Origin of the sequence: Mesorhizobium sp. B3-1-6, from assembly GCF_006439555.1 — a bacterium.
Lineage (GTDB): Bacteria > Pseudomonadota > Alphaproteobacteria > Rhizobiales > Rhizobiaceae > Mesorhizobium.
Map to the genome: position 1 here is coordinate 69,516 of NZ_VFTM01000008.1, position 19,269 is coordinate 88,784.

Here is a 19,269-nt window from a genome sequence, read left to right on the forward strand (position 1 = left end):
ATAGTAGTAACTAGATAGTTACATACGGAGGTCGACCGTGCCGCTGAGCGAAACGCAGCAGCAGGTGCGCGAGATGGCGCGCCAATTTGCCGAGGATGTCATTCGTCCGGTTGCCGAGGCGCTCGATCGGGATGAGCGCTTTCCCGGCGAGATATATGAGCAGATGGGTGAGCTCGGTCTCTTCGGGATAGGCGTCCCGGAGGCCATGGGCGGCCCCGGCTTCGACACGCTTACCTATGCGCTGGTGATGGAGGAACTGTCGCGCGGCTATGCGTCCGTCGCCGATCAATGCGGCCTCGTCGAACTGATCAGCACCTTGCTTGTTCAGCATGGCACCGAGGCGCAGCGGCAGCAGTGGCTGGGGCCTGCGATGCGCGCCGAGAAGAAGGCGGCCTACTGCATCACCGAGCCTGAAGCCGGCACCGATGTTTCCGGGATACGCACCACCGCAAGGCGCGACGGGGACGGGTGGCGACTGAACGGCGGCAAGATCTGGATCCACAACGCACCGGTCGCGGACGTCGGTTTCGTGCTGGCGCGCACCGACAAGCATGCGGGCCATCGCGGCATGTCGATCTTCATCGTCGATCTGCATGCCAACGGAATAGAGCGCGGGCCGAAGGAACATAAGATGGGTCAGCGGGCCAGCCAGGTCGGCGCGCTCAATTTCAACGACGTCGTTCTGGGTCCTGAAGCGCTGCTGGGAGAAGAAGGCCGCGGCTTCCACATGATGATGAGCGTGCTCGACAAGGGGCGTGTGGGCATAGCCTCGCTGGCCGTCGGCATTGCGCAGGCCGGGCTCGAGGCCGCGGTCGACTATGCCCAGCAACGGCGTCAGTTCGGCAAGCCGATTGCCGACTTCCAGGGCGTGCAATGGCTGCTTGCCGACATGGCAAAGGACATCGAGGCGGCTCGTCTGCTTGTGCGCAGCGCCGCCGAGAAGATCGATGCGGGGGAAAATGCAACCAAGGCCTGCTCGATCGCCAAATGTTTCGCGGGAGACATAGCCGTGGCGCGCACCGCCGATGCCGTGCAGGTCTTCGGCGGTTCCGGCTACATACGCGGCTTCGAGGTCGAGCGCCTCTATCGGGACGCCAAGATCACGCAGATCTATGAAGGCACCAACCAGATCCAGCGCATGATCATCGCCCGCGAGCTCCTCAAGCATGGAGCCCGGGCGTGAGTGCCGGATCGCGTCATGCGGCTTTCGTCACGGGATCGAGCCGCGGCATCGGGCTTGCGGCGGCATTGCAGCTCGCACGGCGCGGATTCGGCGTGGCGCTCAATGGCCCGGCCGACGACGAGGAATTGAAATCCGCCGAAGCCGCGGTCGCCGCGCTCGGCGTTCCGGTCGCGCGCATCGCGGCCGATGTCGCCGATCTGAGTGCGCACGAAAGCATGCTTGACGCCGTCGAGGCCGCCATCGGGCCGCTGTCGACGCTGATCAACAATGCCGGCGTGTCGGTCATCTCGCGTGGCGACCCGCTCGACGTGACGGAAGAGAGCTATGACCGCTGTCAGGCAATCAACACGAAGGCGCAGTTCTTCCTGTCGCAACGCTGGGCCAGGCGGCTTGTCGCCCGCAGGCGCGATGACGGCCGCTTCTACAGCCTGATCAACGTCTCCTCTTCCAATGCCACGGCGGTGGCCGAGCCCCGGGCCGAATATTGTGTATCGAAGGCGGGATCTGCCATGGTCAGCCAAGTCTTCGCGGTCCGCCTTGGCCGCGAGAACATCGCCGTCTACGACATCAGGCCTGGCCTGATCGAGACGGCGATGACCAGGGCGGTCAGCGAAACCTACCGACGCCGCGTCGACGAGGAGGGGCTGACATTGATCCGCCGCCTCGGCAAGCCGGAAGATGTCGGCCGCGTCATGGCGACGCTCGCCACAGGCGAGCTGCCATATACGACCGGCCATGTCATTGCCGTCGATGCGGGTATGTTGGTGCCGCGGTTCTGACTGCGCAGCGCCAGGGAGAACGCCATGATCATCCAACTGCCGGACACCACAGGCAGACTTTCCGATTATCGGCTGCAGGGCAAAGCGATTCCGGCCACGCGGTTGCCCCCCGATGCGCCACGCACCGTGCTGTCGGCGGCCCATGTTGTGGCGGATCCTTTCGGCGTGAGCGATCCCGGCGGCCCCGCCGCCATCGATTGGAAGACCACGATGGCATTCAGGCGCCACCTCGACGCGCATGGCCTCGGCATCGCCGAAGCAATGGACACCGCGCAACGCGGGATGGGTCTCGACTGGCCTTCGGCTTTGCAGCTCATCCGCAGGACCAAGGAGGAGCTGCCGGACGCGCTCGTCTTCAACGGCGCCGGCACCGATCAGCTCGGACCGGCCGATGCACGCTCGCTCGACGATGTCCGCCGAGCCTATTTCGAACAGATCGAGGTCATACAGAAGGTCGGCGGCAGGTTGATAGTCATGGCCAGCCGGGCGCTGGCGGCCGTGGCGCGTTCGCCGGACGACTACATATCGGTGTATCGCGACGTGCTTGCGCGCTGTGACCGCCCGGTGATCCTGCACTGGCTCGGAGAGATGTTCGATCCGGCCCTCAAGGGCTATTGGGGGGCTGACCGCTTCGAGAATGCGCTCGAGACGGTGTTGGCGATCATCGGGGACAACATCGCCAGGATCGACGGCATCAAGATATCGCTTCTCGACAAGGAGAAGGAAATCGCGATGCGCCGCCGTCTGCCTGCCGGCGTTAAGATGTATACCGGTGACGACTTCAATTATCCGGAACTGATCGCGGGCGACGAGAAGGGGTTCTCGCATGCCCTTCTTGGTATCTTCGATCCTTTGGCGCCGGCCGCCGCCTACGCCATCGACCGGCTCGGTCTGGGCGATACCCAAGGGTTCCACGCCACGCTGGATCCGACCGTACCGCTCGCGCGGCTGATTTTCCGCGCGCCCACACAATACTACAAGACCGGGGTCGTTTTCCTTGCCTGGTTGAACGGCTTCCAGGACCATTTCATCATGCTCGGAGGCGCTCAGTCGATGCGGCCGCTGCCCTATTTCGTGGAGGTGTTCAAGCTGGCCGACGGATGCGGTCTTCTTGGAGATCCCGAGCTCGCAGCTGGGCGCATGCGCAAGCTGCTTGCCCTTTACGGTCTCTGATCGGCGCCATGCGCGATTTTGCGAAGGATCATTCCGCATTGGCGCTGAATACGGCAACGCTTGGCCACAACCTCGACGGGTACGGTGCGGGCTGGTCGATCGAGCGTGTGCTCGATGCATGCGCCGAACGCGGTTTCGGCGGCATCGTCTTCTGGCGCCGCGAACTCGGCGACCGCGCCATTCAGATAGGTGAACAGGTTCGCGCCGCCGGTCTGAGGGTGGTCGGGCTGTGCCGCGCGCCATATCTCACCGGCCCCCTGGCGCTGCCCGACCGCGAGGCGGTAATGGATGACTTCCGGGATGCGATCGATATGGCTGCCGGCCTCGGCGCGCCTGTTCTGACCATCGTCGCCGGCGGGGTAGAGCCGGGAACAAAAGGCATCGGCGAAAGCCTCAAGCTGGTTGCGGATCGTGTTGCCGAAGCGGCGCCCTATGCGGCTGTCAGAAACATTCGCCTCGCCATCGAGCCGCTGCATCCGGTTTATGGCGGCGACCGATCCTGCCTGGTGACGATGCGCGACGCGGTCGACCTTTGCGTCGCCGTCGGTGCACCCAATGTGGGCGTTGCGGTCGACGTCTACCACGTCTGGTGGGATCGTACGCTGGCCGACGAATTGCTGCGGGTCGGGCCGAGGCGCATTTTCGGCTATCACCTTTGCGATTGGCTGGCGCAGACCCGCGACGTGCTGCTCGACCGCGGCATGATGGGAGACGGCGTGGCCGACCTGAAGGCGATCCGCGCGGCGGTGGAAGCGGCTGGCTATGACGGGCCGTGCGAGGTGGAGGTGTTCTCGGCGCAAGACTGGTGGAAGCGTGATCCCGGGGACGTCCTGGACGCATGCGTGGAGCGCTTCCGCTCCGTCTGTTGAAGACGAAGGTTTGACAGCGCTCGCAACCCCGCCCTGGGCAAGGGGGACTGTTGCGTGGTCAGCCGCCGCCTGCGAAACAGCCTTCTGCCGCGCTCAGATCGGTCCCGAGATTAATGCATGTCGCGCAAAAGTGTGCAGCGGTTTTGCGATAACGACATGCATGAAAATAAAGCCTTAAAGCGCGTCGCCTGAATCCTCTTCAGCGCGGCGCGCTTTAGTCTTTCGGCCGCTGGCTCTTCTGTCGGAAGGCCGCCAGGCCGTGCCGAAGATCCTCGCTGCCGGCGGCGATACGTCCGGCAAGGGCGTCCAGCACGCGCTCGCGCTCCTCGCCTTCAACGGCATTGATGAGCATCTTGGTCAGTTCGACCGCGGTAGCGGACCTGCCTGCAACGACCGCGGCAAGGTCCTCGGCCGCTGCCAGGCCGCGCCCCTTGTCGACGACCTTGTCGACAAGCGACAGTCTCAACGCCTCGTCGGCGGAATAGACTTCACCGAAGATCGACATGCGCCGGATAAGCTGCGGGCCGAAACGGCGGGCCGCGCGCTGAGTTCCTGACCAACCGGGTATGATTCCGAGGCTGGTCTCGGGCAGGCCGATACGGGCGTGGCCTTCCGCGATCCGATAGTCGGCGCAGGCCGCCAGCTCCAGGCCTCCGCCGAGGCAGTGTCCGTTCAGGACGGCAATGACCGGCTGCGAAAGCCTGGCGAGAGCGTCGAAGCCGGCGTGGCCGTCGCGGATCCAGTGGCGTGCGAACTCCGCTGGACCGAGGGCGCTCCAGGCGGCGACATCGCCGCCCGCGCAGAATGACTTGTCGCCTTCGCCGATCAGGATCAGAACCTTGGCTGCGGAACGCTCCACTGACCTGCACAGCGGGACGAGCGCATCGACCATCGCCGCGTCAAGCGCGTTCAGCTTTTCAGGCCTGCGGATGGTCAACCGTGCGACGGGTCCGTCAACGCTCAGGTCGAGACGGGGGTCGCTCACAACCGCAGCCCTATCGGCTGGTCAAGAAACAGTGCCTCGTCCATCACCTTCAGTTGGGGGGAGACCGAGAGCGGTGTGGCTGCCTGCTGCAGGACGTCACGTTCGAGGTCGAGCCCCGGCGCTATTTCGGTGACGACCAAGCCGTCGGCCGCCAGCCGGATGACGCATCTTTCGGTCACATAGGTGACGTCCTGGCCCTGGCTGCGGGCGCGGGCCCCCGAGAAGCTGACCTGATCCACCTTCGGCACGAACTTGGCGACCTTGCCTTCCTTGTCGATGACCAGATTTCCGTTTTCCAGCCGCATCTTCGCGCCTGCATTGAAATTGCCCGAGAACACGATCTTACGCGCCCGCGAGGTGATGTCCACGAAGCCTCCGGCGCCGGCGGTGCGGTGCGGCGTCGACGAAAGCCGCGAGACATTCACAGATCCGTCGGATCCGATTTCGAGGAACGACAGCAGGGAACAGTCAAAGCTGCCGGCCTGGAAGTATGTGAAAAGGTGCGGGGAAGCGACGAAGGCCTCTGCGTTGGAGGCGCAGCCGAATTTGAAATCGAGCAGCGGCACGCCGCCCACCGGGCCTTGTTCTATCACCCATGTGACGGCGCCGTGCAGGCCCTCCTCGATCAGGATGCGAGGCACGTTGGCGGAGATGCCGAAGCCGATGTTGACGGCCCAGCCCGCTCGAAGCTCCTGCGCGACCCGGCGTGCGATGACCTTGGAGACATTGTATTCAGGCGTACGGAATGTGCGCAGGGGCCGGAACAGTTCGCCCGATATGGCTGGATCGTATGCGGTTCCCGTGGTCTGCAGTTGATCCGGAGCTTCGACAATGAAGTCCACCAGGATTCCGGGGACCCGCACCTCATGCGGCCGCAGCGTGCCTTGAGCCGCGACGCGCTTGACCTGGGCGATGACGATGCCGCCGCAATTGCGCGCCGCAAGCGCCATCTCCATCGCACCGAGGGTTGCCCCTTCCTGCTCGAAGGTAAGGTTTCCCTTCTCGTCCGCCGTCGTCGCCCGAATGATCGCCACGTCCGGCTTGAGGGGTGGGAAGTGGAGCCATGTCTCGCCGTTGAACTCCACGCGCTGCACGATCGGTGACTTCCGTGCCGCGTCGTTCATGGCCCCGCCTTCGAGCGCCGGATCGACAAAGGTGTCCATGCCTACCTTGGTCAACACACCCGGTCGGTGCGCCGCGCCCTCGCGCAGCATGTCGAACACGACGCCTGAGGGGAAATTCCAGGCCGCCACGTCGCCAGCGAGAATGCGCTGCCAGATCAGCGGCGGCTCGGCATTGGTAGGCCCCGATGGATATGAGCCGCCGATGATGCGGCTGATCAATCCCGGCAAGGCGATGTGGTCGACGCCCTTGGTGCCGAACATGTCGCCCGCGGCGATCGGATGGATGGTGGTGATGTTACGGGGTGCCCCTTGGACTGTGAAACGTTTGCCGAGCGCTTCAAGCACGGCGTCCGGACACAGCAGACCGGACGACGAATTGACGGCTACCACCGCTCCGTCGCGAATCTGGGTGACGGCCTCCGCTGCGGACCTGACCTTGCTCACGTTTCCTCTCCACAAAGCTTGAATAAGTAACTAAACAGTTATATCGTTGGTATAACCGCCCGCGGCTTTCAAGGCAAGCTCCGGGCTGACCACAATGAGTGGGAGGATTTCGATGAATATCATGTTCCAGAAGGCGAACCAGAGAGTGTTCGGGACCTTCCCCCTCAAGGGCGATGCGCTGCGCAACGCGATTGCGGCGGCAATCGACACCGGATACCGCGCCTTCGACACGGCCCAGGCCTATGGCAATGAAGCCGACACTGGTGCCGCCTTGGCCGAGAGCGGCATACCTCGGGACGAGCTCTGCATTACGACAAAGGTCACCGTGGAGAACTTCTCGCAACAGCGGTTCATGTCATCCGTCGAACAGTCCTTGCGGGATCTGAAGTTGGATCGTGTCGACATTCTGCTTCTTCACTGGCCGACGCCAGGAGGCGACATCAAGCTCTCGCTTGAACTGCTTCAGGAGGCGCAGGAACGGGGTTTCGCCAGCACCATCGGAATTTCGAACTACACAGCGGCGATGATGCGGCAGGCGAGGCAGATCACCGGCGTGCCGCTCGTAACAAATCAGGTGGAATTCCATCCGCTTCTTGACCAGCGCAAACTGCTGGCGGCCGCGAGTGAGACGGGCATCCCTCTATCGTCCTACTGCTCGGTCGCGCGCGGCGAGGTTTTCAAGCATCCGCTTTTCGCCGATATCGGCGCCACATACGGCAAGTCGGCCGCCCAGGTCGTGTTGCGCTGGATCCTGCAGAAGGGTTTGCCGATCAACACGATGTCCACCAAGCCTGGCAACATCCGCTCGAATTTCGACGTGATGGACTTCACCTTGTCGAGCATCGACATGGGCCGCATCGACGCCATGAATGCCGTCGGTTTCCGCGTTGTTGGGAAGCGGCTGATCCCTTATGCACCGGATTTCGACGCCTGAGCGCGCGAACAGGGAGAGCGAGCAGATCCGAGGCGACTGGCAAATGCTAGCGGTTGCCTCGGATCAGGTCCGACGCATGCTCGCCGATCATGATTGTCGCTGCATTGGTGTTTGAGCCGACCAAGGACGGCATTGCCGAGCTATCGCAGATGCGGATGCCATCCAACCCGTGCACTCGCAGGAGAGGGTCGACCACGGACATCGCATCCTTCCCCATCTTACACGTGCAAGTCGGGTGATACGAGGTCCGACCGTAGCGTCGCGCATAGGCTTCATGGTCTGACTGCGAGCGCACGCTTGTGTCAGGGAAACGGAGCTCCTTGATGAATTTGCGCAGCGAAGGCTGATTGAAGATCTCCCGGCTGATCTTGATGCCTTCGACCGATATTCTGAGGTCGTCGGGCTCCGCGAGGAAATTGGGGTCGACGATTGGATTGTCGCGCGGATCCGGCGAGCGGAGCGTCACGCTTCCGCGCGATTTCGGGCGCAGCGTATAGCTGTTCAACGTGATGCCTGACGATCCTTTCGGAACCGACGGCACGCCTGCCTCCGCGCCGGCTCCCGCCAGGAAATGGAACTGCAGATCGGGAACCGAACCCATATGGTTCCCCGAGGAATGCCAGAAGGCGCCGCCCTCGACCACGTTTGACGTTATCGGCCCGGTCCTGAACAGCGTGTACTGGATACCGGCCCACAGCATCCAGTGCGTCTTGTTGTATTTGTCGAGTGAATCGTGGCCTTTCAGCTGGGCCACGATGTCGATGCCAAAATGATCCTGAAGGTTTTGCCCGACACCCGGAAGATCCTGGATCGCTTCGATGCCATGGTGACGAAGGTGATCGGCAGGGCCGACGCCTGACAGCATCATCAGCTTCGGCGTGCCTATCGCCCCGGAGGTGACCAGCACTTCGCTGTCGGCGTTTATGACCTTCAGTGAGCCGCCGACCGAGCATTCGACGCCAACGGCCCGGCGGCCCTTGAAGACGATGCGATGGACCAGCGACCCTGTGATCAGCGTCAGGTTCGGACGTCCCAGGGCAGGCTTGAGGTAGCCCACGGCAGCCGAGCAGCGGCGGTTGTCGCGCGTTGTGATCTGGTAGATGCCGGCGCCTTCCTGCTTCGCGCCGTTGAAGTCCGGATTATAGGGCAGCCCGTATTCCTGGCAGCTCTGGACGAATGCGCGCGAGACGACGTTCGGATCTGGTATGTTCGATACGCCGAGCGGTCCGTTGGTGCCGTGCAGCTTGCCGGAGAGTATGCTGTTGCCCTCGGAACGGAGGAAATATTTCCGGACGTCTTTGAAAGCCCAGCCGTCCGCGCCTTCCTCGTTCGCCCAGCGGTCGTAATCGGTCTCGTGTCCGCGGGTATAGACCTCGGCATTGATGGACGAACCGCCGCCGAGAACCTTCGCCTGGGCATAAAGAATTTCGCGGTTGTCAGCGTGCTTCTGCGGCGCCGTCACCAGCCCCCAGGTGAGCGGCCCCGTGGTCATCTTGGCGAAGCCGACCGGCATATGGATGTAGGGATGGCTGTCCTTGCCGCCGGCCTCGATGATACAGACCCTTACAGCCGGATTCTCGGACAGGCGCGCGGCAAGCACGCAACCCGAAGAGCCTGCGCCGACGATCACATAGTCGAAACCTGTCGTCATCATTTGATCCAGTGCGCACGCTTGCCGATCTCGATGTGGACGGACTTCACCTGTGTGTATTCCTCCACGCCGTACATTCCGGCCTCTCTTCCCCATCCGGACTGCTTGAACCCGCCGAGCGGCATCTCCGGCCCTCCGGCCATGATCGTGTTCACCCAGAACCGGCCGGCGCGCACGCGCCGCGTCACCACCAGCGCCTTGTCTATGTTCTTTGTCCACACGCTGGCAGCCAGGCCATACACCGTATCATTCGCCAGACTGATGGCCTCCTCGACCGTGTCGAAATGGAAGGACGACAGGACGGGCCCGAAGATTTCGTCGCGAGCAATCGACATCCCGGGTGTGACCCCTGAAAACAACGTTGGCGCGATATACTGGCCGCCGCCAAGATCCAGGGCCTTCCCGCCGGCGACAAGAGTCGCCCCTTCGGCCTTGCCCTTGTCGATATAGCTCAGGATGGTTGAATTCTGCGCATCGGTGGTGATGGCTCCGACCTGCGTCTTCGTCTGCAGCGGATCGCCAACGACTATCTTGGCCATCTTGGCGGCAAGGATTTCCTCAAACTCGCGAGCGACCGAGCGCTCCACGATGACGCGGCTCGACGACACGCAGCACTGGCCCGTGTTGAAGCTTATGCCGAAAGCCGCGCCGTCCGCCGCATCCTCGAGGTCGCTGTCCGCAAAGACGATGATCGGATTCTTGCCGCCCAGCTCCAGGCCGAGCTTCTTGAAGTTCGAGTCGGCTGCGGCATGGACGCATGAGCGTCCGACGGATGTCGATCCGGTAAAAGACAGCATGTCGACATCGGGATGCTCGCTCAAAGCCTGACCAATCGTCCGGCCCGATCCGGTGACGACGTTATAGACGCCGTCCGGCGCGCCGGCTTCGGAAAGGATTTCGCCAAGCAAAAGTGTCGTCGCGGACGTGACCTCGGAAGGTTTGACGACCATGGTGCAGCCGCTGGCGAGGATGAACGGAACGCGTTCGCAAAGGATCAGGAACGGGAAGTTCCATGGTGTGATGAGCCCGACCACGCCGACTGGCTCGCGCAGCACCATGCCGAAAAGGCCGTCGCCGAGACTGTTGAAACTGTCGCCGTGCAACAGCCTTGCGGCGCCCGCGCCGACCTCGAAACAGGCGATGCAGTGATCGATCTCGCCGCGCGCCTGGGAGATCGGCTTGCCGTTCTCGAGGACTTCCCAATAGGCGATTTCATCACGGCGGCGGCGCAGAATGTCGGCCGTCCTCAGCAGCACGCCGGCCCGGTCGGCCCCTGGCAGTCCGGCCCACCGGCGGTCCTCGAATGCGCGGCGCGCCGCGGCGACGGCGGCATTGAGGTCGTCCACCGTGCATCTGGGCGTAAGCGTCACCGGCACGCCGTGGCCCGGCGACCGGCGCTCGAACATGGCGCCGCCTTTGCGCCAGCATCCGTCCGACCAGAAACCAAATTCGCGCGGTGCATCCGGGAGGGCTGCGCGGTCAGTGAAATCGAGCATGGAATGCCTCCGTTCTGGCTGTGCGCCGGCCGTCCGCGATCCGTTGCGGGCGGAACGCGCCGGCGCCTAGTTCAATACGATTTGCGTCTTGAGATCCTGGGGCCGCTCGGCCAGGGTCTCGAAGGCGCGCTGGATGTCATCGAGCGGGAAAGTCGCGCGTGTGAACGCCTCGGTCCGAAAGCGGCCGTGCGACAAAAGTGTCAGCGCGTCGTGCATGTCTTCTCCCATGCCGGCCACCGAGCCCTTCAGACTGTTCTCCTCGAGGATGGTGCGCAGGATATCGACCGGCACCGTGTCGTGCGGCCCGGTAAGGCCGAAGAAAGCGACATGGCCGCCCTTGCGGATGAGCTCGAAGGCGAGCGCATAGAGCCGTGCGGAGCCGACGCTCTCGATCACCAGGTCCGCCCCCCGTCCACCGGTCCTTTTCAAGACCTCTGCCTTAAGCAGGGCAGGATTGGCAACGGCTGCATCCGCACCGGCTTCAAGGGCAAGGCGGCAACGGTCTTCCGACAGGTCCGCGACAATGATTGGGGCGGCGCCGCACAAGCGCATCATCTGGACATGCAGATTGCCGATCGGTCCTGCTCCGAGGATCACGACTGACTGGCCGAAACTCGCGCGCGCCTTGCGCGCGGCGCGCACCACGCAGGACACCGGCTCGGTCAGGGCAAGCACCTGAACCGGCACATCGTCCGGCGCCTCTATGACGAGCCGCGCCGGCACGCAGACATATTCGGCGAACGCGCCGTCGCGCCCGATGCCCACCTGCGTCATCGAGGGGCAGTTGAGGACCTCGTTGCGGCGGCACCAATAGCACTCGCCACAGCCAATATTGACGTCCGCGACGCAGGTCGTGCCTGGCTTGATATGTTTCACACGCTCGCCCGTCGCGGCGACGGTCCCGGCAAACTCGTGGCCAGGCACGAGCGGCAGCCGGTCGGCGGCATAGTGACCGTTGAACATATGGATGTCGGTGCCGCATATGCCGGTCCGCGAGACGCGGATCAAGGCGTCGTCGGGGCCAACCTCCGGTACGGCGACCTCAAGCAGATCGAAACGGTGCGGAGCTGTCAGAACGGCCGCGCGCATTGTTGCCATGGCGTGTCTCACTTCACGGTGCGAAGTTTGGAGCGGTCGATGGTCAAAGCGATCGCGACGATCAGCACTAGACCAAAGACCATTTGCTGCTGCGTCGCGGCGATGCCGAAGTAGAGCATCGAGGCGCGGATGACCGCCACGATCAGCGTGCCGATCGCGGTGTTGAGCACACCGCCGACGCCGCCCGTCAGCGGCGTCCCGCCGACAAGCACCGCGACGATGGCCGGCAGAAGGAAGCCGTTGGCAATCGTCGGCGCGCCGCCCGACAGCTTGACGGAAAAGAGTAGCCCGGCCACTGCGGCCAGCGCTCCCGATATGGCAAAGGCGAGGATCTTGTAGCGGGCGACGTTGAGGCCGGACGCGGCTGCGGCCAGTTCGCCGGCGCCCACGGCCTTCAGCGCCCTGCCGAGGATGGTGCGCCGTTCTATGATCAGGCAGATTGCTAGCAGGCCGAGCGCGATGAAGAGCTCGTGCGGCACGATGCCGGTTCGACCGATCATCCAGCCGAAGGTTTCGTTGCGCTGTGTTGCGTCCATGTTCAGGGCTCGATTGCCAGACAGCCATTGCGCCACCGAGAAGCACACGCCGCCGACGGCCAGCGTCGAGATGAAGGAGGGAACGTACATGCGGGTGGTCAGGTAGCCGGAGAGGGTGCCCAGCGCGAAGCCGGCAAGGATGCACAGCGCGGCAACCCATATGCCCAGCGACGCCAGATAGACCGAGGCAACCACGGTGATCATGTTCGCCATCGACTGTGCCGACAGGTCGATGCCGCCGATATAGATCGCGAAGGTCAGTCCCAGCGCCATGATGAACAGCGGCACGATGTCGCCTGCAAGGCTCAGCAGATTGGCCGGCTTCAGGAAGCTCGGATCGGCGATGCCGACGATCGTCACCAGGACCAGAAGGGTGATCCAGGGGAAGTGTGGCTTGAGGCGTTGGATGTCCATGAGGCCTCTCAGATCATGTAGTGCAGAAGGTCGTAGAGCGTCGGCTTGGAGCCGGGAACGCAGTCGAAGCGCTTCTGGATCTCACCGTCCTTTATGACGACGATGGTGTGGGAAAGGCCGATCGCCTCCTCGAGCGTGTCGGCGACGAGGATGACGCCGACCCCATCGTCGCACATCTCCCTGATCATATCGTACACATCCTCTTTGGCGCCGATATCCAGGCCTCGGGTCGGATGGTCGAGAAGCATGATATCGGAGCCGCCCGACCGCCATTTGGCGAGCACGACCTTCTGCTGGTTGCCTCCGGAGAGGTTGCCGCAATCGGCGTATTCTGAACTTGCCTTGATGGAGAGCTTGCTGATCCACGTCCTGGCAAGGGCACGCTCGTCAGCCACGTCGAGCCAACCCATCCGAGCGTAGCGCGGCATTTGCGAGAGCGTCATATTCTCGTAGACATTCATGCCGGCCACGATCCCTTCGACCTTGCGCTCGCGCGGTACATAGCCGACGCCCCGTTCCACCGCGCCGCGAGCCGTCAGCCCGGGGATGATCTCGCCTTTGACCTTCAGAGTGCCCTTGATGGGCGCGCGCATGCCGTAAATGGTTCGAAGGATCGCTTCGCGGCCGGAACCCTCGGTGCCGACCAGGCACAGCACCTCGCCGGCATGCAGCGTCAGCGAGATGTCGCGGACCCGTCCGGGCAGGCTGACATCCGACAGCTCGACCAGAGGCTTCGTTGCGTCGTAGGGCTTTTGCCGTTGCTCACGATAATATTCCTTGTCGACGTGGCGGCCGACCATCTTGTGCTGAATCGCCTCCGGCGTCGCCGCGCCGCGCGAGACGACGTCGACCACCTGACCGTCCTTCATCACGTAGATGCGGTCCGAGAGCTCCATCACCTCGTCCATGCGATGGGACACGAAGATGAATGAAGCGCGCGCCGTCAGCTCCCGCACGAGCTTGAACAACAGCTTTACCTCTTCCTCCGCCAGCACCGAGGTCGGCTCGTCGAGCAGGACGACCAGATGACCCTGCACCCGTTCCTCCAGGGTCAGCACCTTGGCCAGTTCCACAAGCTGGCGCTGCGCGAAGGAAAGACTTGAGGTGACCGCGCGCGGGTCGATGTCGAGCTTGACCTTGGCGAGCTGCTTCCTGGCGGCTTTGGCCATTGCCTTCCAGTTGACCACGCCCAAGCGCGAAAACTGGTCCTCATAGCCCAGGAAGATGTTTTCCATCACCGACAGGTTGGTGACCAGCGATTGCTCCTGGAACACCATGCCGATGCCCCTTTCCATCGCATCGCGGGGGCCGCTGAACCGCACAGGCTTGCCATCGATGAGGATTTCGCCGCCATCGGGCTGATAGGCGCCGTAAATCACCTTCATGAGCGTGGATTTGCCGGCGCCATTTTCGCCCACCAGCCCGACGATCTCACCGCGACTGATGGAGAAGTCGACGGATTTCAGCGCCCTGACGCCGGGAAACTTCTTTTCGACGGCTCTCAATTCATACATGGCGCCCTCACTTGACGAACGCGACCGAGCGCCGGTCCGTCGACAGGATGACCGCGATGATGACGAGCAGTCCAAGAACGGCGGCCTGCAGGAAGTCGGGCAGGCCGATGACCACCATGCCGTTGTTGATCACCGCGACAATAAGGACGCCGACGAGCGTGTTCCACACTCCACCTACGCCGCCCCATAGCGCCACGCCGCCAACCACGACCGAAGTGATGGACATGAACATGAAATTGGATCCGGTGACCGACTCGGCCTGGCCGAGCTTCGCCACCTGCAGGATCGCGGCTATCGCATAGAAGAAGCCGGCAAGCGAAAACCCCGCCATCCTCACCTGCCGCGCCCGCACGCCCGAGGCGTGAGCGAGTTCCTCGCCGCCGCCGACCGCGTAGAAATAGCGTCCAAGGCGGGTATGGGCCTGGATGAACCAGGCAAGAACGAGGCACAGGCCCGCGACATAAACCATCAGCGGGAAACCGAGAATGCGCCAGGTCAGCAGGGCGCGGAACGTCGGATCGTTGAATTTGACGATGTCGCCGCCAGTCAGCAGGATCGCGGCGCCCGTGCCGACGAATCCAAGCGCGAGGCTCGCCATGAAGGATGGTATTTTCAGCTTGACGTGAATGAGGCCGTTGACCAGGCCGACCGCGGCCCCGACGGCAAGAATGACCGGGATTGCGATCCAGCCGCCCGACGCGAGCGTTCCGCCGAGCGCCAGCATCAGGAAGCAGAACAGGACCGCCGTCAGGGAAACGACACCCTCCATGGAGAGGTCGATGGAACCCATTACGATGATGAAGGTCACGCCGACCGCTACCATGAGCGCGGGCGTAGCCGCGATCGCGATGCGCGCGAAGTTGCGCTGCGACAGGAACGAAGGGTTTATCGCCGTAAACAGCACTATGAGCGCGAGAAGCACCAGCAAAGGTGCCCAGCGGATCGCGTTCTCCCGCGTGAGGATGCGTGGCAACTTCGGCCTCCCGTCCAGGCGTGCCGTTGTGGAAGGGAGCGGCCCTGAAAAAGGGCCGCCCGATCGAGCTTCGTGTTACTTGTACTTGATCTGCCCGTTACCCGGACCCCAGAAGTCCTTCCAGTTGTAGGACGGAACGGTATCGAGATATTTGGCCTTGAAGTCCGCGGCATCCTTGTTGGAGATCAGGATCGTCGGGCCGTAGAATTCGCGGTGCTCCTTCGGCTCTTCGGAGGGTTTGAAGGCGCCGGTCGCTGCATAGTAAGCGAGCGCCGCCGTGATGCCGCCGCCCCAGTGCGGATTGGTGAAGACGGTTGCCAGGAGCTTGCCGTCCATGACGAGCTTTACCGCCTCCGGATTTCCGTCATAGGCCACTATCGGCATACCCTCGATGCCTTCGGCGCGCAGGGCCTCGATCACGCCATACGCGATATTGTCATTTGCGCAGTGAACGCCGGTGATCTTGTCGCCGAAACGGGTCAGGAAAGACGCCATCAACTCCGTACCCTTGGTCGTGTCCCAATCGGCGGGCTGGGCATCGAGAAGCTCGATGTTGGGAAAATCTTTCAACGCGTTCTTCAAGCCATTGAGGCGTTCGATGGCCGGATTGTTGGCAGCAATGCCGCCCAGATGCACGACGCCACCCTTGCCTCCCATGGCCTCGAACAGGATACGCGCCGTCTGCTCGGCCGGCTTCTCGTCCGACCAAGTCATATGCGAGACGTAATTGTCGCCGATGTCCCAAGGATGCAGGTCGTCGGTCTTGTTCCAGATAGTGGAAATGTAGGCGCCGGCATCCCGCACCGCCTCGACCACGGGACGTGCGTTCGGGCTGTCGTTGGCGTCGCAGGCGATTGCGCATTTGCCGTTGGTTTTGGCAAGAAACGCCTTGATGTCGGCCAGCGATTTTTCGGAGGAGCCCTCGTTGATCAGCGAGACGAGGGAATCCTTCGGTTTGCCGAGCGATTCCACGAAAGCCTCTCCACCCGACACGATCGAGTTCCAGTAAGCCGAGGCGCGGTCGCGGTAGGACCAGGCGACCGCCGGGTCAGTGAGAGCCGCCTGAGCGGCGCCGCCGCCCAAGCCGAATGGCACGGCCATGGCTCCCATGCCCGCAGCCGTGGCGAGCAGGAAATTGCGCCGGTTGATGGTCTCGCGCTCGATGAAATCCTTGATGAAAGTCGACATGCTACCTCCCATTTGGCAACGACCCGCAGGCGCGGGCACCTATTGAGCAACGTCGAGAGTCTGGCCGTCCAAACCGCTCCCCTGGTCGCTTAATGCACCATCTAGTTACTTCCTTAACAGGCGAGAGTCAAGCGCCGGCGCAATGCGCGGCCTGTTGACTTCTCGAACAATTGAAATGACTTTCAGCGTATGATGGATCGTCGCCTACACGCTGGAACTGGAATCAAGGGAGCGACCAAAGTGGACGCAACGTCCGACAAATCAGGCAATGTCGCCAAGAAGAAGCGGCTTCGAGATGCCGAGGCGACCAAGCTTCGCATCCTGGAAGCGGCAAAGAGCGATTTCGCCAAGAACGGGCTCGGCGGCGCCCGCGTCGATGTCATTGCGGCAAAGGCCAATGCCAACAAGCGCATGATCTATCATTATTTCGGCAGCAAGGACGGTCTCTTTCAGACGGTTGTGGAAAACGCCTATATGGACATCCGCACAGCCGAGCAGAAACTTCATCTTGACGACCTCGAACCCAGGGATGCCCTTGAACGCCTCGTGCGGTTTACATGGCAATATTATCTGAAGAATCCCGAGTTTATCACCTTGGTCAACAGCGAGAACCTTCACCGCGCAAAGCATGTGAAGAAGTCCGAGCTGATCAAGACCGCCAGCCGCAAGTTCGTCGCCATGGTGTCAAGCATCCTTGAGAGGGGCGTGAGCAGCGGGGATTTTCGTGCGGGGATCGATCCCGTGCAGCTGAATATTACGATCGCCGCCATCGGATACTATTATCTGACGAACCGCTTCACGGGCTCAATTATTTTCGAGCGCGATCTGATGGACAAGGGCGCCCTAGATCAGCGCTTGGAGTTTAATATCGATACCATTATGCGGCTTGTGCGCGCGTGACACTGCCTGTGGACGCTGACGGCGTCGAGATGTTCCGCCCTCCAGCTTGACGATGAAAGAGGCGGCATGAGGCTGATCGGGCCAGTGCGTGCGAAGGCTAAGCGCAGTCGGGCATTCACGATTTTCGGCGTTGATTGAGTTCGGCAACCAGATCGTCGGATAAGCGACGCACGGACATGTTTCTTGTCAGCAGAACCAGCTTTGCGGTCTCCTCAAGCTCTTCGGCCGCGAAAACCGCATCGCGAAAACTGCGGCCCGAGACAACCGGGCCGTGATTGGCCAAAAGAACTGCGGCATGGCCGGGCGCGCGTGCTCGTACCAAGGCACCGGTGTCTGCCGATCCAGGATGTGTGTAGGGTATGAGAGGCACACGCCCCACCCGCATCACGACATAGGGGGTTATGGGCGGGATCGTATCCTCGGGATCGGTGTCCTCGAGGCAAGATAGCGCTGTGGCATAGGTCGAGTGCAGGTGCACGACGCCGGCGGCCTGTGATCGCGACTCATAGAATGCCATATGCAGCGGAATTTCCTTGGTCGGCGCGTCCCCCGAAACGGCGACACCATTCCAATCGAGTTTTGTGAGCTTGGAAGCTTCAAGATATCCCAGGCAGGAATTGGTCGGCGTCACAAGAAAACCGTCGGAGAGCCTCGCCGACAGATTGCCTGAGGAACCGGCGGTATAGCCGCGCTTGAAGAGCGACCCGCCCCAGCGGCAGATTTCGTCGCGAAGCTGCTGTTCTTCCAGTGTCATCAGCTGCTGCCTTTCAGCATGTTCAGGGCGCGTTGAAAGAAATCATCGGCGCCGAAATTGCCCGACTTCAACGCCAGCGCGAGACGCGGCGGCCCGTCGAGAACCAGCACGGGCACGCCGATGTCGATCTCGGAGCCGATGCGCATCGGTCCTTGCCCCAGCGCTGAGGCAACCGCGCCGGACGTCTCCCCGCCAGCCACGATCATGCGGCGAAAGCCGGCTGCTGCCGCTTGCGTGGCCAGCGAGGCGAAAAAATACTCGAACCGACCAGCAAGCTCCGAGCCGCCATATCGAGCCTGCGCCGCCGACACAACCGCCGGATCCGCGGAGGAGAAGACCAGCGGAGCAACGTCCTTGTGCTTTTCGATGAAAGCAAACGCCTGCTTTGCGACCGCGTCGCCGTCGTTGCTCAAAGCCTCGGCGCTCAGTTCCATGGACGGATGCGTTTGCCGGTAGAGCGAAACCTGGCGTCGTGTCGCCGCCGAGCAACTGCCGGACAGAACCAGCGCCGGACCATGCGCGCCCTGGAAGCCCTTGGAGGCGCGGCTGGCGCGAATGCCGAAATTTCCCGGTAGCGCGAGAGCGATGCCTGATCCACCAGTGACCAGCTTGTGACCGGCGGCGGCGCGGCCGAGCTTGACAAGGTCGTCGTTGAGGATCGTGTCGGCGACAACCAGCCGCTCGCCGGCGGCTTCGGCGTCGGTAAGCGCCTTGCCCAGCATCTGTGATCGGACGGCGTGCAACGGAAGATGTCCAACCTTCAGGTTTGTCTGGCGCGCCAGCCAGCGCCGGATATCGGCGTCCGTCATTGGCGTCAGCGGATGGCTTTCCATGCCGGACTCACTAAGCAGCTTGTCCCAGACGAAGAGATGGCCCTGATAGACCGTGCGCCCATTCGCCGGAAAGGCGGGGCAGACGAGTGCCAGCGGCGCCTCCAGTTCATCGAGCAGCGCCGCAGCGACCGGCCCGATATTGCCTTGCGGAGTCGAATCGAATGTCGAGCAGTATTTGAAAACGATCTGCTCGGCGCCATTTGCAACGAGCCAACGGCAAGCGGCGATGGATTGCGCGACCGCCTCGTCGACAGCGATCGAGCGGGTCTTCAGCGAGATGACGGCCGCATCGATGTCCGGTTGTGCCGGATGTGCGGGCGTGCCGATATACTGCAGCGTCCGTGCCCCGGCCTTGGCCAGCGTATTCGCGATATCGCCCGAGCCGGTGAAGTCATCACCGATGACGCCGATCCGCATGGCC

17 protein-coding genes are annotated in these 19,269 nt (G+C 62.7%); 6 read left to right on the forward strand and 11 right to left on the reverse strand.

Annotation, left to right across the window (positions count from 1 at the left end; all coding sequences use genetic code 11):
- Positions 1 to 37 precede the first annotated feature (37 nt).
- The 4 genes from FJ414_RS09410 to FJ414_RS09425 are packed head-to-tail and all read left to right on the forward strand — an operon-like array spanning position 38 to position 4,004.
- The gene (locus FJ414_RS09410; protein WP_140643787.1) at positions 38 to 1,183 is read left to right on the forward strand and encodes an acyl-CoA dehydrogenase family protein; all 1,146 of its coding nucleotides are present in this window, start codon (positions 38 to 40) and stop codon (positions 1,181 to 1,183) included.
- Positions 1,180 to 1,962: a 3-ketoacyl-ACP reductase gene (locus FJ414_RS09415; protein WP_140643789.1), complete on the forward strand. Its 783-nt coding sequence runs from the start codon at positions 1,180 to 1,182 to the stop codon at positions 1,960 to 1,962. Before FJ414_RS09410 ends, FJ414_RS09415 begins: the two co-directional genes overlap by 4 nt.
- A gap of 24 nt (positions 1,963 to 1,986) precedes the next feature.
- Positions 1,987 to 3,135 carry a dihydrodipicolinate synthase family protein gene (locus tag FJ414_RS09420; protein WP_140643791.1) on the forward strand — a complete coding sequence of 383 codons (1,149 nt, stop codon included), beginning with the start codon at positions 1,987 to 1,989 and terminating at the stop codon, positions 3,133 to 3,135.
- 38 nt (positions 3,136 to 3,173) lie between these two features.
- Positions 3,174 to 4,004 (forward strand): sugar phosphate isomerase/epimerase family protein, encoded by an 831-nt coding sequence (locus FJ414_RS09425; RefSeq protein ID WP_246672352.1) that lies wholly within the window; start codon positions 3,174 to 3,176, stop codon positions 4,002 to 4,004.
- 214 nt (positions 4,005 to 4,218) lie between these two features.
- Here FJ414_RS09425 and FJ414_RS09430 read toward each other — a convergent pair whose 3' ends face one another.
- The gene (locus FJ414_RS09430) at positions 4,219 to 4,989 is read right to left on the reverse strand and encodes an enoyl-CoA hydratase/isomerase family protein (RefSeq protein ID WP_140643795.1); all 771 of its coding nucleotides are present in this window, start codon (positions 4,987 to 4,989) and stop codon (positions 4,219 to 4,221) included.
- A complete protein-coding gene (locus FJ414_RS09435) occupies positions 4,986 to 6,557 on the reverse strand; it encodes an acyl CoA:acetate/3-ketoacid CoA transferase (protein WP_140643797.1) in 1,572 nt (523 codons plus the stop codon). The genes FJ414_RS09430 and FJ414_RS09435 overlap by 4 nt, the downstream gene beginning before the upstream one ends.
- A gap of 121 nt (positions 6,558 to 6,678) precedes the next feature.
- Here FJ414_RS09435 and FJ414_RS09440 point away from each other — a divergent pair, with 121 nt between their 5' ends.
- Positions 6,679 to 7,491 carry an aldo/keto reductase gene (locus FJ414_RS09440; protein ID WP_246672353.1) on the forward strand — a complete coding sequence of 271 codons (813 nt, stop codon included), beginning with the start codon at positions 6,679 to 6,681 and terminating at the stop codon, positions 7,489 to 7,491.
- Between the two features lie 46 nt (positions 7,492 to 7,537).
- Here FJ414_RS09440 and FJ414_RS09445 read toward each other — a convergent pair whose 3' ends face one another.
- The 7 genes from FJ414_RS09445 to FJ414_RS09475 form a co-directional block, all read right to left on the reverse strand.
- Positions 7,538 to 9,142, reverse strand: coding sequence for a GMC family oxidoreductase N-terminal domain-containing protein (locus tag FJ414_RS09445; RefSeq protein WP_140643802.1), 1,605 nt, complete (start codon positions 9,140 to 9,142; stop codon positions 7,538 to 7,540).
- On the reverse strand, positions 9,142 to 10,638 hold the full coding sequence (locus FJ414_RS09450; RefSeq protein WP_140643804.1) for an aldehyde dehydrogenase family protein: 1,497 nt from the start codon (positions 10,636 to 10,638) through the stop codon (positions 9,142 to 9,144). Before FJ414_RS09450 ends, FJ414_RS09445 begins: the two co-directional genes overlap by 1 nt.
- Positions 10,639 to 10,704: 66 nt before the next feature.
- Complete coding sequence (locus FJ414_RS09455; RefSeq protein ID WP_140643806.1) at positions 10,705 to 11,736, reverse strand: alcohol dehydrogenase catalytic domain-containing protein; 1,032 nt, start codon at positions 11,734 to 11,736, stop codon at positions 10,705 to 10,707.
- 8 nt (positions 11,737 to 11,744) lie between these two features.
- The gene (locus FJ414_RS09460) at positions 11,745 to 12,686 is read right to left on the reverse strand and encodes an ABC transporter permease (protein ID WP_140643808.1); all 942 of its coding nucleotides are present in this window, start codon (positions 12,684 to 12,686) and stop codon (positions 11,745 to 11,747) included.
- 8 nt (positions 12,687 to 12,694) lie between these two features.
- Positions 12,695 to 14,200: a sugar ABC transporter ATP-binding protein gene (locus tag FJ414_RS09465; RefSeq protein WP_140643810.1), complete on the reverse strand. Its 1,506-nt coding sequence runs from the start codon at positions 14,198 to 14,200 to the stop codon at positions 12,695 to 12,697.
- A gap of 7 nt (positions 14,201 to 14,207) precedes the next feature.
- A complete protein-coding gene (locus FJ414_RS09470; protein WP_140643812.1) occupies positions 14,208 to 15,173 on the reverse strand; it encodes an ABC transporter permease in 966 nt (321 codons plus the stop codon).
- 75 nt (positions 15,174 to 15,248) lie between these two features.
- Entirely contained in the window at positions 15,249 to 16,361 is a 1,113-nt protein-coding gene (locus FJ414_RS09475) for a sugar ABC transporter substrate-binding protein (RefSeq protein ID WP_140643814.1), read from the reverse strand.
- A gap of 240 nt (positions 16,362 to 16,601) precedes the next feature.
- Between FJ414_RS09475 and FJ414_RS09480 the strand changes: the two genes are divergently transcribed.
- On the forward strand, positions 16,602 to 17,261 hold the full coding sequence (locus FJ414_RS09480) for a TetR/AcrR family transcriptional regulator (RefSeq protein ID WP_226891960.1): 660 nt from the start codon (positions 16,602 to 16,604) through the stop codon (positions 17,259 to 17,261).
- Between the two features lie 115 nt (positions 17,262 to 17,376).
- On the opposite strand, the gene otnC is transcribed toward FJ414_RS09480, so the two are convergent.
- The gene (gene otnC, locus FJ414_RS09485; RefSeq protein ID WP_140643816.1) at positions 17,377 to 18,015 is read right to left on the reverse strand and encodes a 3-oxo-tetronate 4-phosphate decarboxylase; all 639 of its coding nucleotides are present in this window, start codon (positions 18,013 to 18,015) and stop codon (positions 17,377 to 17,379) included.
- Entirely contained in the window at positions 18,015 to 19,265 is a 1,251-nt protein-coding gene (gene otnK / locus FJ414_RS09490; protein ID WP_140643818.1) for a 3-oxo-tetronate kinase, read from the reverse strand. The genes otnC and otnK overlap by 1 nt, the downstream gene beginning before the upstream one ends.
- Positions 19,266 to 19,269 lie beyond the last annotated feature (4 nt).